This is a genomic window from Paenibacillus sp. ALE3, from assembly GCF_054113405.1.
Genome location: NZ_CM134214.1, coordinates 1,976,143 through 1,990,945, shown reverse-complemented (window position 1 = coordinate 1,990,945; position 14,803 = coordinate 1,976,143). Strand labels below are relative to the sequence as shown.

Genomic DNA, 14,803 nt, shown 5'->3' with positions numbered 1-14,803 from the left:
AGAAACTCCTCTGAAAATGTAATTGAAGATTTCATATTTAAATATGTGAAATCGTCCATATCCAGCGTTTTATGACGTTCTTCAAGATTTGTGTTAATATGCGCCTACAGGCTGGTTAGACCAGCCGAGCCGCCTATACCGGAACATGCAACGCATGTCGTCCGCTAATTACACTTAATTAGCTGCAGTCTCAAGTACTGGCAGCAAAATTTCAAATACTTGACCATGCTGTAAGATCGTAATTCCACGGGATTTATCCTTCATTACGACCACTTCTGGTTTTTGTGACATACGCTCCAGGTAATGCTCAGGTACATCACCAGAATGACTAACTGTGATTCCCTCTAGCTCGCGCTCTTCGTTTTCAGCAAACTCTGTTGTTACAATTTGCTCAAAAATATCGGAGAACGCCTCAAAATTATCTGTATATACCGAAATGCACTTCATTACTCTTCATCCTTTTCTACACATAAATGGTTAAACCCTCTATTACCTTTATAGGTCTTTCAGGTCTTTAAGCTCTACGTTTCTTATCTTTTCTGATAAGAGACGTTTTCATACGTTTCTTGCCTTCCCTGCACACATCCAGCAATGGACACACCTGACATTGAGGGTTTTGAGCTTTGCAATGGTAGCGTCCGAAAAAAATGAGTCGGTGATGGGTCACAGACCATTCATCCCTAGGTACCCTTTTCATCAGCTTTTTTTCCACCTCAAGCACTGAATCATCCCACCCTGCAAAGCCGAGCCGTTTGGAAACGCGCTCTACATGCGTATCTACCGCAATAGCTGGTACATCAAAGGCAGTAGATACTACGACATTAGCCGTCTTGCGGCCAACACCGGGTAGCTTGACCAGTTGATCATGCTCCGAAGGTATCTCTCCCCCGTACTGGTCTATTAAAATCCGGCAGAGGTTATGAATATGCTTGGCCTTGTTTCGGTACAAGCCGATTCTACGAATATCCTGCTCCAGTTCCTCAAGAGGAACAGCCAAATAATCCTCAGGTGACTTGTATTTTTGAAACAGGTCTGCCGTTACTTTATTGACCATCTGATCGGAGCATTGAGCAGACAATAACACGGCAATCGTTAATTCAAAAGCATTGTCATGGTTCAGCTCACAATGGGCATCCGGAAACATCGTACCGATGGTGTCCAATATATGACGTGCGGTTGCTGCATTCACGGAAATCCTACCTCCTAGCAAAAAAAACGTCTTGATACGGGATAGCCCGCATCAAGACGGTCACTCTAAATAATCATCCGGAAAGAAACGAATACTATTTGTGCATGACTGCCTGCATAGGCGAGAAATACACTCCTATATTATCATTATCTGTCACAGATTGCACGTGAAAAGTGTGTAAATTCTCAAGAAATTTTCATACAGTCTGATCGATTAGCGGCTCATTGGATGCTCCAAATCTACATGTCCCATTAAGGACTCCAGAGATTGACCATCTACGAGCAAATCCAGCGTTTTGACTTCCTTGAATTGGAACATCGTTTGCTTCAAAGCATCGATAGCCAATTCCTCGCCGCCAGCTCCCAATCGAGCCTCATCCGGCAGGGAAATATCAAAAGTCAATGCACCGTTATCCAATTTGATCTTATGCACGGTAATTTTCTCGGACCACAACGGAATCAGAGCAGAATCACCGCTCTTTTGTAGAGCTTCAAACGCTTTTTGGAATTTTTCCAGCTCGCTCGGATAGGTAATTTCCTTTTTTTGTTCTTTCAAACCGTTCTCTTGTGTATCCGTATAATACACCTTGATCTGCTGTGTTTGACGATCTCCTGACTTTTCCGTGTCCGTCTTGGTCTTTGTAGGCTCCGTCGACGGAGTTGCAGGTGTTTGACTCCCTCCATTATTTTCAGCAGACTGAGCTGATGGATCAGGGGTCGTCTGTTCGGGTGTACTATTTTGTGCAGCTGAAGTTTGTGTTTCCTGAGATGGAGTCGCAGGAGCCGATGTTTGCTTAGAGGCACACCCTGCACCTGCAATGGCAAACAGTGCCAGCAGACCTGCAATTACGATTTTCTTGTTCATATGTCTGTCCCCCTCCTTACTTGACGTTGGCAAGCGATTTGTTGAAGATTTATTTTACGTCGAGATACTCTGTGATTCCATCTGCAATCCCTTGAGCTACCCGGTTTTGAAAATCTTCATCAAACAGTGTTGCTTCCTCTTTTGCATTACTCAGATATCCTACTTCAAGCAAAACAGCTGGCATAGTCGTTTCCCGAATTACATGGAAATTTCCATAACGAATGCCGCGGTCTGTCAGACCCGTCGCAGGAGCAAAGTACTTATGCATAACGTTGGCGAACGCTTTGCTTGCACTACGCTGGTAATACGTCTCTGTGCCGTTGGAAGCTGAGCTACCGCTGCTGTTAGCATGAATGGACACAAACACGTTGGCTTTAAGATTTTCAGCCACTTTTACGCGCTGTTTAAGCTCCAAAAATGTATCATCGCTACGTGTTAACACAACCTCAAGCTTGGGGTTTTGTTTTAATATGCTTTCTACTTTCAGAGCCATCGCCAGGTTGAAGGTCTTTTCATAATTTTTTCTTGAAATACCAACTGCCCCGGAATCTTTTGCTCCATGTCCAGCATCAATAACAACGACCTTTTTACCATTGCTATTAACTGGAGATGTCTGCGTATCGTCCGGCTCTGACCCATCCGGTAACGTTGCGTCTGGCGTTGTATTCACTGAATCCTTGGAAGCCAGATCGACGATAACACGATTCGATCCATCATTATATGCGGTATAATTCATGGCATGTTTCAAATCAATAACAACTCGCACCGTTGATGGTTCCTTTTGGAATAAAGCATATCGGATACCGGACACATCCGCTTCATTCTCAATGTCCAGCGAACCATTTAAGTTGCTATCCAGCTTCTGCTGGTCTCCAAAATTGTCCGCAAATGCAGTCGCTGGCAAATCCACCACTACCCGATCAGGGCCTGTCATCGTAAACGCTTTCGGCTTGACAGCACCCGCTGTTGTGATGGTTAAGCGGTTTTGGCTGAAACTGACTCCCTGCACCTGCGTCACACCTGAACTCGCATTATTGGTTGGCGCAGTTACACTTCCTGTACCTGTACTGTTATTTCCGGACTTAGGAGGTGTAAATTCCCCGTTTCCAGACCCACTATTGCGGGTATATAATTTTACGGACTTGGTGCTGCTGTCCCATTTTACGTCCAGTCCCATTTGCTCGCCGATAAAACGAAGCGGTACAAGGGCATAATTGGAACGCAGCAGAGGCGAAGCATCCAGACTAATGTCGCTTCCATTGACAGTCGCCGTCTTACTTCCGATTATCATTCGGATCAAGGTACTGTCCTTCTCAATCGTTATGGTTCGCGCCTGCTGCTTCCATGTCACGTCATATCCCAAATTTTCAGAAATTACGCGTAGCGGAACCATCGTACTTCCGCCAATTACTTGTGCCTTAGCACCACTAGGGACACTTAACTGTTGATCGTCGAGATAGATTTGTGTTCCACTCGAAGCCGCATGTCCATAACCCGGAACCGCCCACATGAAGACAAATAATAACAACAAAAAACCAAATTTCTTCATTCGTCACCCTTCCATTCATAATTTTTTTGCCACATGCTCCGGTGCGGCGACCTGATATACGCGCTTATGTAATATCAGACAACCTTATAGACGTTATCTCACACCAAAAGTTGCGAATATATTCCATCATAACAGAAATATACGTGCCAAAGAACTATTTTTGTCGAATTTTGACTAAAAATATGGACCATTTGCTTCCCGTCAAAAGTCACAGCAAAAAAAATAAAAAAAGCTACTTTTCACCCTCATGAATTTTCATTAAAAGGTGAAAAAGCAGCTTTTATTGCAAACTTTCTTAGTTGAGTGATTCAGTTACTCCTGTGCCTGTTCCAAGGTACTCTTTCAGGCCATCGACAATACCTTCGGCAATCTTCTGCTGTGTTTCTTCTGTGAACATGGCCGCTTCATTTGACAGATTACTAAGGTAGCCACATTCCAGTAATACAGCGGGCATTTGTGATTTTCTCGTCACCACATGGTTTGCCACCTTAATACCGTTATCCTTAAACTCGGTTGCTGCTACAAGATGCTTGTGCATGATCGTGGCCAGGCTCAAACTTTCCTGACGTGCATAATAGGTTTCAGACCCATTAGCTTTTCCGTTATTAGAAGTTGGCATACTGTTACCATGAATGGAAACAAACACGCTAGCCTGCTGATTATTAGCGAGCTGTGGCCGTTCATCCAGTGTGGGATACGTATCTCCATTGCGAGTCAATACAATTTGAATATCAGGATCATTTTGGGCAAGCTGCTGGACTTTTAACGCTACCGCCAACGTAAATTCCTTCTCATGTCGTCCAGTCACACTGCCTGCTCCAGGGTCCTTACCACCATGTCCTGGATCAATTACGACGATTCGCCGTCCTTCGACATTCGTTGGAGCTACTATCTCCGGGTTCACACTACGTTCACGCAACTGAAGGGTGATATCACCTATGCCATTTGTTGAAAGATCGTAATCACGTGCCTGATTCAAAGCAATGACGATACGTGCGCCCCCTTTTGTTCCATCCGCAGGAGCAAATCTGATTTCCTGTACATCCTCACTGTAACTATTCACCAACGCCCGCGTGCCATCCTTACGAACCGGGAACGACTTAAGAAGATCTGTCGACAGTGAAGTCTCCGGTAAATCTACAACTATACGGTCAGGTTCTGTCATTTTGGATACTTTAGGAGTTAGGTCTTTGTTCAGAGAAATCTTTAACGTTTCATTCTCAAAAGAAATGTTTTGTACAAGCACCGCACTTGTAGTAGTCTGTTCTACATTCTGCTCCTTGGAAGTTGAAGGTACGGCTTCCGTATGCTTGTCTGCTTCAACCGGAGTTATTGTTGTCGCTGTTGCTGTAGACGTTTTATTTGTGCTTTTTGTACTCTGTGTTGACGTTTGCGACGGTTGTTGGGATTGAGACTGTTTATCCGCTGGTTGAGTTGCAATCTTCTGACTGAGATTTACGGATTTATTTTGATTATTCCAATCCACTTTTAACCCCATTTGCTCCCCGACAAAACGCAATGGAACCATGGTCGAGCTGCCCCGCAGCACAGGTGGTGCATCCAAACTAACTGTTTTTCCATTCACATCAGCCGATGTACGGCCTACATACATAGACATATCGGTACTGTTTTTTTGTATTGAAATTTTATAGGCTTGTGGCTCCCACTTAAACTGATATCCAAGCTGCTCCCCAACCACTCTGAGCGGTACCATGATTTTACCATTGACCATTTCAGGCTTGGCACCCGCGGGCGCTTCCACCCTTTTGCCATCCAAAAACAGTTCTGCTCCAGCCGCATTCACATGAGGGGAGGACGGCCACAACCAAATCAAGATAGCCGCTAGTATCACCCAACCATATTTCTTCATCCTCATTCCCCTAACTTATATATGTATTTTTTGTGCTACTTACAGACATAATCCTTCAACCATTTTACATTTACAATACCATGATGAGTCGAACCGTCAACCCCTTATTTACCAATTTATTTTCTAAACATGATAAAAGCCCGTAGGCAAAAGAGTTGCCAGTACGGGCTGTCTGTCTATCAAATAAATTAACTATATTTCTTCATATTAAAATTGGACTGGAAATGAGCATTATGCGCCTTGTTTCGCAGCACGTTTTTGCTCATAAGCCAGAATTTCAGACTCATGCTGGAGGGTCAAGCCAATATCATCCAAGCCTTGCAGCAGGAATTGACGGCGATGTTCATCCAGATCGAATTCAATACGCAGACCGTAATCGTCAGTGACCGTTTTTTCATTCAGGTCTACGTTTAATTGGTAATTATCATGCTTTGCCGTGCGCTGGAACAATTCCTCTACTTGCTCTTCAGACAGTTTGATCGGCAAAATACCGTTTTTAAAACAGTTATTATAGAAGATATCCGCAAAAGACGGTGCGATTACACAACGAAACCCATAGTCCATGATTGCCCACGGTGCATGCTCACGGGAGGAGCCGCAACCAAAGTTGGCGCGAGAAATCAGTACAGATGCCCCTGCATAACGAGACTTGTTCAGTTCAAATTCAGGATTAATATTGCCCGCCTCATCAAACCGCCACTCATAGAACAAAAACTGCCCAAAGCCTGTGCGCTCAATGCGTTTCAAAAATTGCTTAGGAATAATAGCATCCGTATCCACGTTCACCCGATCCACAGGCGCTACAATTCCTTTTAAAGTTGTGAAAGCTTCCATCGTTAATTCCTCCTCCGTATCCTAGCGGACAACTTCTTCTTGCTTGAATTTCCAATCTCGTACATCGACAAAATGTCCATGAATCGCCGCAGCGGCTGCCATTGCTGGAGATACAAGGTGAGTACGTCCTCCGCGTCCCTGACGACCTTCAAAGTTGCGATTAGAAGTTGAAGCACAACGTTGCCCCGGTTGAAGTACATCTGGATTCATCGCAAGACACATGCTGCAACCCGCTTCGCGCCACTCAAATCCTGCTTCTTGAAAAATGACGTCCAGTCCTTCTTCTTCAGCCTGAATTTTCACACGACCCGAACCTGGTACCACGATTGCCGTGACTTTGTCAGAAACCTTGTAGCCTTTGGCTACTTCGGCTGCAGCGCGCAAATCTTCAATCCGACCGTTGGTGCATGAGCCGATAAACACATAATCAATTGCAATATCCGTGATCGGTGTGCCTGGCTTCAAATCCATATATTCAAGCGCTTTCTCAGCTGCTTTACGTTCGTTTTCTGTCGGCAATTCTGCCGGAATGGGTACGGTTGAGGAAATATCTGTGCCCATACCGGGACTGGTGCCCCACGTTACTTGTGGAATTAAGGAATCCACGTCAAACTCCAGCACGACATCAAACTCGGCGCCTTCATCGGTGACAAGCTCTTTCCACTCAGCAACCGCCTGCTCAAATGCGTCACCTTGGGCTACATGTTGACGTCCACGCAAGTAGTTGAAGGTCGTTTCGTCCGGCGCAATCATACCTGCTCTGGCTCCGCCTTCAATAGACATGTTACACACTGTCATGCGCTCTTCCATGCTCAACTCGCGGATGGATTCACCCGTGTACTCAATAACATAGCCTGTAGCGAAATCTGTACCGTATTTGGCGATGACACCCAAAATCATGTCCTTTGCCGTCACACCAGGTTTGCGACGCCCTACAAAACGAACTTCCATCGTTTTTGCTTTTGCTTGCTGGAGACATTGCGTTGCCAATACGTGCTCTACCTCACTGGTTCCGATACCAAAAGCGAGCGCTCCGAACGCCCCGTGTGTGGAGGTATGGCTATCACCACAAACAATCGTTTTTCCCGGATGAGTCAGCCCCAGTTCAGGCCCCATAACGTGAACGACACCCTGATCCACCGTATCCAGATCATATAGTGTGACACCGAAATCGCGGCAATTTTGAGTCAATGTATCAATCTGCTGCTTGGAAATCGGGTCCGTAATGTTGTAACGATCTTTTGTCGGTACGTTATGATCCATTGTGGCAAACGTCAGCTCTGGACGACGCACCTTGCGACCGCTAAGACGTAGTCCCTCAAACGCCTGCGGCGAAGTTACCTCATGTACGAGGTGAAGATCAATGTACAAAATACTCGGCTTGCCCGCTTCCTGATAGATGACATGGTTATCCCAAATTTTCTCGAACATGGTCTTTTTACTCATCAATATTCACCCCTGTGTTTTTCGAACCTAGTGGAGAGAAGCTGTACGGCTCTCTCTTGGATGTCAACAATATACCACGACGTGTCTGATTGGTCTAAGATATGATATCTATAGAAGTGATAGTCTTGACCTATAAGCGCACTTAAGAAAATATTGAGGCAAGACTAAAACACCAAAGGCCGAAGGTTATTTTTCCTTTTGACCTTTGGTATGACTCTATTTTTATATCATTATAGTTTTGCGCTAAAACATTGAGATTGAGTGCATCACCATACCGTACACCGTCAATCTCCGATGACTGCTTACTTCAAATAGGTTCCCGTTTCTCCAATTCCACCACTGCCATTCAAAACATATACCCTTGCATTTCCTTTACCGGAGCAAGTCAAGGTAATTTTGCCATCCGTAACTTTTTTGGAATCACCGGTCACTGCATCCACATAGGTTCCGTTCGGAATTCCGGAAAACGTTGCGTTTCCCGAAATCGTGACCAACGCAAAGCTGTCAATGCCTTTGGCGCTGTCGGTATATCTTCTCTTAAACGCAAGATTACCCGTAACATTTTCTGTAGAATACTGGCCTTTTTGCAAGGCAGGTACAGCTCTTCTAATTAAATTAAGCTGTCTGATATGTTTCGCCAGAGGATGGCTGAGTGATTCCGCAAGCGTGCCAGTAGCGTTTGTGTATTTGCCATAATCTTGTACCATAACACTGCCTTCTATGTGATCGCCGTAGTAAGCCCGTCCCGTTTTGCTTAGCGGTGCATTTGGACCCGGATCAATGACTGCCCCCTTTTGAAATTCGATTTCGGAGCCATAGAATATGGCAGGTATTCCGCGGAAGGTGAACATCAGATTGAGATTCTCGGCCCAAGTATCTTGTGTGCCCGCAAATCTTTGATTTTCCGGAGCCTGGTCGGGCGCATAGTCATGAGAGTCGACATAGGTTACATTCCAGGTGGCATCATTGTAGTATTGATCTCCACTTCTCATATTGAAGGCTTCATGCGCGGTCTTGAACGCCCAATGCATAGGAAAATCTATCACATCCATACCCGATTTCATCGAATAGTCAGGCGTATGATAGGTATTGCCGATTAAGAAAGCATTGTTCGAAGTTGGCTGTCCTGCTGTAGTAGAGTTATCCGCCCACTCTTGTTCAACCGACATTTTATTAGAGGCATAGTCATTTTTCCCATCGCCCGGATACGATTTTGAAGCCTTCCAAGTATAGAATGGCGTTGAAATCGCTGGAATTCCGCTGTTCCAAACATCTCTGTACCGGGTGGCTACTTCTCCAAAAACATAGAAATCCGAGCCGCCTCTTGTCTTCCAGGCAGGAATATAGTATTTATTGAAAATATATCGGCTCACATGCTTCACTGTATCGACACGGAAAGCGTCAACGCCCATGTCTATATAGTGATTGTAGGTATCAATTAAATATTTGTTAACTGCAGGGTTTTCCGTGTTCAAATCCACGCAATCTCCCGCTATCTGACCAGTCTGAACAGTATAGGACTCCCAGGAAAGACTTTTCTCTGTATGGTAAATATTATTATTCGTTTCGGCGGTCTTCATTAAAGCGAGCCTTGCCTGATATTTCTGATCGGGTGTCATGGAATCATAGTTTGACGGCAGCTTATCCGTAGTTTTCACCAAGTTGTTACCGGTATCCGGTTTAGCCGGATCTTTCTTAAACATGGGATACAGATTCTCTTCACCAAAATTACCAGTATGATTGACGACGATGTCCTGAATAACCTTCAGCCCTTTGGCATGGGCCGCATTAATCAAATCCTGATAAGAAGCTCCCGCCGATTCATACCTTGGATCTACTTTGGCAAAATTTATAGCATGGTAACCATGATAATCATAACCGCTGGCATTCTGCACAACAGGTGTAATCCAGATGGCACTAAATCCAAGGGCTTTGATATAATCGAGCTTTTGAATCAGCCCCTTAAAATCTCCTCTCCAAGCAGGGTCCGAATCCGGATTACGCGCCTTGGTATCATCCCATGCGTGCACATTGTTGCTTGGATCACCGTCATAAAACCGGGAAGTAATCACGAAGTAAATAGTGTCTTCCCGAAAATCCCCCTTGTCTCCAATATTATAAACAAAGCTCTGTTTGGTTTGATTCCCAGCACCGTCTATAACAAGAAATTTTAATGTCGTGGTCTTGGAGATAAGGATGGACGGTCCGGTCAATCCGGCCAGTGCGTTACCGTGGATGTAGACTTTTGAGCTTGTGGTCGGTTCCGTACCATCCTCCGTGTAGTATGCCTTGGTCGTTGCCGCCTTGTTATCTTTCAGGTTGAAGGATACCGTCACAGAGGAACCGGAATGCCCGGCAGGCAAATTCGCCGTGATTGTCGGAGCTTGCAGATCGGCATTTAGATCAATTACATAATCGAAAGAGGATGCATTTCCAGTTTGACCGATTGAATTGACAGCGATGGCTTTGATAGTCAAAGAGGAAGCAACCTTGATTGGAGTGGTATACAAGGTCGAGGAGGTCGTAGGTGTCGAACCGTCTATCGTATAATAAATCTTATCGCCACTGTTGGTGCTGGACAGCGTTACCATTTGGGCCGAATCGTATGTTTTCGGCTCGGGAGAGATGGAAACCACCAGAACTTTTGGAGTTTCCGGGTTGGCATCATACCATACGTTATCCGTGTAATACCAGCCCTCTTTCACACTGCGGGACAAGTCTGCCGTCTGTTTGCCACTACTATCATTAAAGATGAGACTTGAGCCTGTCGCCTCGGCAATCGTATAGCTATACCAGTCGTTTCCGTCCGACTTCATCAGAATTCCGGGCCACGCCCCACTAATCGGAACGGTTGCCGGATTCAAATTCCAGTAATGGATTCGAATTGCTGAATTCCAGCTTGCAGGCTTTTTAAAGTGAACCGTTAATCCGTTTTGAGTTGATGTAGGTGATGCTGTAGGTGCATACGTCGCAGTAACGGTAGACGTGACCGCTGCGGTCGGCAATGGAAGAGCATTCACTGTGGAATGCGTATAGGCGGCTGTATAATCGGTGTTACTGGCCGAAGCACCACCAGGTAAACCGAAAAAGTTCAAACAAAGCGACAATATAATCAACCAAGAAATAAAACTCCCTGTTTTTTTTCTTAGCAAGTTAACACCCTCCTGATAAAATTTAGTAGCTAGATCGTGCAACCGGTTGCATAAAAAATAAAAAAAAAAGAAAGACACTTATTTTGGATAAAATGAATCCATTGATCGCCTCCCCCGTGTTATGTAAGGAAAATCATTGTACACGCTTACAAAATAAACTCTTAAAAAAGCCCGTTTAAATACGGATCCAAAATAATCAATGATTTTTCCTTTTTTGATTATATCATCCATACTTTTCCTCGGTCAATGTATTTGCTAGTGTGTAGATTTCCTCCGACCATAATCACTCTTTATGAAAACCAATGGCTACTTTTCAGAACTCTCTCGCTCGCAAATTCCCAGTATACCTACCTCCAATCTAAACTATGTAAAATTTTGGTTGGGTGTAATGAATTTCACATCTTTCCGGGTCAACCTGTTCTACCATAGAAGAGTGATACGCCGTGCTGGGCAGACCATTTTGGTCGGGACGTTTACTTCCTGTTCTAAATTAGCTACAGAGGCTGTCTAGCATGCGCGGCAAGTACGCCTTTATTTTGATTCGAAGCGGAGTGTCCAGATGTTGAATACCGAATTGGAATACCGTGAGCGCATCAGGAAGCTGGCCGTATGTATTGTCAAGCATTACCGAGGAAAAGGACCGGACAACGTTAAGGTTTCTTTGAACTCACCACTCCGAGTTACAGTAGAGATCCAAGGTACTTTGTCTAATCTGTCCGAAATTCTCGTTCATGAAGGCGCTGTGGAAAAGGTCAGTGATTACTGGAATGTCCTTCGTCCTTATCTGGAAAAGGAGTTTATGAGGGAAGCCGAAAAAACACTTGGCAGTCCCTTCACTTACACTTGGGAGGTCTGCCCCTCCGTCCATGGAGACGGACATATTATCATTACTTGTGAATTACAACACATACCCCGGTTGGATTAGCGGGAAGGAGATTAGCTCCTCGCTCGCGGATAAGCCAGTACAGGATGCAGCGTAAAGCGGCATTTTTGTATTGGCTTTTTTTATGTTACGAGTTTCATCTATTTCATATAAAAAGAGGTGCTGCACACATGGCAGACAAGGTATTAACAGTATGTCCCTACTGCGGAAGCGGTTGTCAGCTTCATTTGCTAGTGGACAAAGGACAGGTAATTGGCGCGGAGCCAGCTAATGGCCGTACAAATGAAGGAACATTGTGTCTGAAGGGACATTATGGGTGGGATTTTCTGAATGATCCACAGATTCTGACTGCACGCTTGCGCAAGCCCATGATTCGCAAAAATGGAGTCATGGAGGAAGTGGAATGGAATGAAGCCATTCAGTATACTGCCGAACGGCTGTCAGCAATTAAGGAAAAGTATGGACCTGACTCTATCATGGGGACGGGTTCCGCACGCGGTCCGGGGAATGAAGCCAATTATGTCATGCAAAAGTTCATGCGGGCAGTCATTGGCACCAATAATATTGATCACTGTGCCCGTGTTTGCCACGGTCCTTCCGTAGCAGGCTTAACCTACTCGCTTGGGGATGGGGCTATGTCCAACTCTATTCCTGAAATTGAACATTCTGATCTCCTTTTCGTATTTGGATACAATGCGCCAGAAACGCATCCAATCGTCGCAAGACGTATTGTAGCTGCCAAGCAAAGAGGTGCCAAAATTATTGTATGTGATCCTCGTATGACTGAAACAGGGCGCATCGCGGATATGTGGCTACCTCTAAAAGGCGGCTCGAACATGGCTTTGGTGAACGCTTTTGGTCATGTGCTAGTGCATGAAGGGCTGTACGACAAAAGATATGTCGAAGCAAACACAGAAGGCTTTGCCGAATATGTAGAAAACATTAAAAAATATACACCTGAATATGCGGAAGGTATTACGGGTGTCAAGGCTGCTGACATTCGGGCGGCTATGAGGGAATATGCCAAGGCTCCTACCGCTACAATTCTATACGGAATGGGCGTATGTCAATTTTCACAGGCCGTTGATGTGGTAAAAGGTCTCGCTTCCCTTGCCCTGCTTACTGGTAATCTGGGCAAGCCAAATGTAGGTATTGGACCTGTACGTGGACAAAACAATGTCCAGGGCTCCTGCGACATGGGTGCATTACCCAATGTGTATCCTGGTTACCAGGATGTCATCGACACTGCAGTTCGCAAAAAGTTTGAAAAAGCATGGGGTGTTGAACTGCCGCGTAAAAAAGGATATTCACTTACAGAAGTACCGCATCTCATTCTGAAAGAGAACAAGCTGAAGGCTTATTATATCTTCGGCGAAGATCCTGTACAAAGTGATCCGAACGCTGCCGAGCTGCGTGAAGCGCTGGAAAAATTGGAATTTGTCGTGGTGCAGGATATTTTCATGAACAAGACGGCACTGCATGCGGATGTCATCCTCCCTTCTACCGCTTGGGGCGAGCATGACGGGGTGTATTCTTCGGCAGACCGTGGCTTTCAGCGCATCCGCAAGGCCGTCGAGCCTCAGGGTGATGTAAAGCCAGACTGGGCTATTATTAGCGAGGTTGCTACCGCTATGGGCTACCCTATGTCCTATGCAAACACAGAGGAAATTTGGGATGAAATGCGAAGCCTAAGTCCCTTATTCGCTGGTGCCAGCTATCAGAAAATGGAGGAACAAGGCGGCGTACAATGGCCATGCCCTACAGAGGATCATCCAGGTACACCGTATTTGTACAAAGGCAACCAATTTTCCACACCTAGTGGTAAAGGCCGATTATTCGCCTGCGAATGGCGACCACCACAAGAACAGCCGGATGCACAATTCCCGCTTGTCTTATCTACAGTACGTGAGGTAGGCCATTACTCCGTACGTACTATGACTGGCAATTGCCGTGCATTACGTCAGTTGTCTGATGAGCCTGGATTTATTCAGATTAGCCCAGAAGACGGAGCAGATTTGAATATTCTGGATGGCGAAATTGTTGCCATCTCCTCGCGTCGGGGACGCATTATCGCACGGGCACAAATCAGTGACCGTGTGCAGAAAGGTGCGACCTACATGACCTATCACTGGTGGGTCGGAGCATGTAACGAGTTGACCGCTGATTTTCTCGACCCGGTATCCAAAACCCCGGAATTAAAATACTGTGCCATCCGGTTGGAGCGGATTGCCGACCAAGCGCAGGCTGAACGTGATGTACATGAATCGTACCAAAAGATTCGTAGACAGATGAACGTACAGGAAGCCGTTCTAGCTGACAAGGTGACAAGATGAGCGGCGCGCGAAACACGCTGAGCCGTCCGACAAGTAGAATGGGGTCAGCCGATAGAACAAGTGCTGTTGCCTCCTCATTCGTCGTTGCAGACGGCGGGCAATGTATTGGCTGCAAAGCTTGTGAACTAGCGTGCTTTGCCGTTCATGGTCAGGCAGGCGGCATAGGCGCTTCGGTCGGAACCGTCAGCGTGCCTGTGGTTCCCAAGGTATATGTGGTGCGCGCCGGGGATACGTATGTGCCAGTGCAATGCCGGCATTGTGAGAATGCCCCCTGTGCACATGCCTGCCCGGTGCAGGCCATTCGTCAGGAGGACGGCGTAGTCATGATTGATGAGGACCGATGCATCGGCTGCACCTCCTGTGTTTTGGCCTGCCCCTTCGGGGCAATCGAGGTATCTCCAGTCTATCGAGCCGGACACGTTATCACGCAGTCCGGTCTGACTAACCGTGCGAATCGAACCGCGCTTCCCCGCACTGCGGCAAGCAAATGCGATCTGTGCGCGGAAACAGAGAACGGACAGCCTGCTTGTGTAGAGGCCTGTCCAAATCATGTGCTACGGCTGGCCAATGGTATATCCGACTCGCCTCCAGAGCCTCGGCGGGAAGTCTTTTTCCCACGCCTGTAAGGTCAAAATCAGCCGCAGAAAGGTAGAAAAACATGTCAACAACAGACAAGATCTCTT

At 46.0% G+C, this 14,803-nt stretch carries 11 protein-coding genes; 3 read left to right on the top strand and 8 right to left on the bottom strand.

Translation table 11 applies throughout. The annotated features are described in order from the left end of the window. Nucleotides 1-174: 174 nt before the first annotated feature. The 8 genes from ACXHJ2_RS08940 to ACXHJ2_RS08905 all read right to left on the bottom strand — a co-directional run bounded on the left by ACXHJ2_RS08940 (nt 175) and on the right by ACXHJ2_RS08905 (nt 10,904). Nucleotides 175-447, bottom strand: a complete 273-nt coding sequence (locus ACXHJ2_RS08940; RefSeq protein WP_013310628.1) for a hypothetical protein — start codon at nt 445-447, stop codon at nt 175-177. A gap of 67 nt (nt 448-514) precedes the next feature. Next, on the bottom strand, nt 515-1,189 hold the full coding sequence (gene nth / locus ACXHJ2_RS08935; protein ID WP_025365090.1) for an endonuclease III: 675 nt from the start codon (nt 1,187-1,189) through the stop codon (nt 515-517). Between the two features lie 213 nt (nt 1,190-1,402). Further along, a complete protein-coding gene (locus tag ACXHJ2_RS08930; protein ID WP_165082414.1) occupies nt 1,403-2,053 on the bottom strand; it encodes a GerMN domain-containing protein in 651 nt (216 codons plus the stop codon). Between the two features lie 49 nt (nt 2,054-2,102). After that, complete coding sequence (locus ACXHJ2_RS08925) at nt 2,103-3,602, bottom strand: N-acetylmuramoyl-L-alanine amidase family protein (RefSeq protein WP_025678589.1); 1,500 nt, start codon at nt 3,600-3,602, stop codon at nt 2,103-2,105. A gap of 295 nt (nt 3,603-3,897) precedes the next feature. Next, on the bottom strand, nt 3,898-5,472 hold the full coding sequence (locus ACXHJ2_RS08920) for an N-acetylmuramoyl-L-alanine amidase family protein (RefSeq protein ID WP_165082412.1): 1,575 nt from the start codon (nt 5,470-5,472) through the stop codon (nt 3,898-3,900). A 231-nt stretch (nt 5,473-5,703) separates the two neighbouring features. Next, nucleotides 5,704-6,306, bottom strand: a complete 603-nt coding sequence (gene leuD / locus ACXHJ2_RS08915; RefSeq protein WP_058829700.1) for a 3-isopropylmalate dehydratase small subunit — start codon at nt 6,304-6,306, stop codon at nt 5,704-5,706. Nucleotides 6,307-6,327: 21 nt separating this feature from the next. After that, nucleotides 6,328-7,752: a 3-isopropylmalate dehydratase large subunit gene (gene leuC, locus ACXHJ2_RS08910; RefSeq protein WP_013371599.1), complete on the bottom strand. Its 1,425-nt coding sequence runs from the start codon at nt 7,750-7,752 to the stop codon at nt 6,328-6,330. Nucleotides 7,753-8,054: 302 nt separating this feature from the next. Next, nucleotides 8,055-10,904 carry an alpha-amylase family glycosyl hydrolase gene (locus tag ACXHJ2_RS08905; protein ID WP_165082410.1) on the bottom strand — a complete coding sequence of 950 codons (2,850 nt, stop codon included), beginning with the start codon at nt 10,902-10,904 and terminating at the stop codon, nt 8,055-8,057. A gap of 559 nt (nt 10,905-11,463) precedes the next feature. On the opposite strand from ACXHJ2_RS08905, the gene ACXHJ2_RS08900 reads away from it, so the two are divergent. The 3 genes from ACXHJ2_RS08900 (at nt 11,464) to ACXHJ2_RS08890 (ending at nt 14,746) form a co-directional block, all read left to right on the top strand. Next, nucleotides 11,464-11,829, top strand: a complete 366-nt coding sequence (locus tag ACXHJ2_RS08900; protein WP_090738893.1) for a DUF2294 domain-containing protein — start codon at nt 11,464-11,466, stop codon at nt 11,827-11,829. A gap of 128 nt (nt 11,830-11,957) precedes the next feature. Then, the gene (fdhF, locus tag ACXHJ2_RS08895; protein WP_058830134.1) at nt 11,958-14,120 is read left to right on the top strand and encodes a formate dehydrogenase subunit alpha; all 2,163 of its coding nucleotides are present in this window, start codon (nt 11,958-11,960) and stop codon (nt 14,118-14,120) included. After that, nucleotides 14,117-14,746, top strand: a complete 630-nt coding sequence (locus tag ACXHJ2_RS08890) for a 4Fe-4S dicluster domain-containing protein (protein WP_058829703.1) — start codon at nt 14,117-14,119, stop codon at nt 14,744-14,746. The genes fdhF and ACXHJ2_RS08890 overlap by 4 nt, the downstream gene beginning before the upstream one ends. Nucleotides 14,747-14,803: the final 57 nt, after the last annotated feature.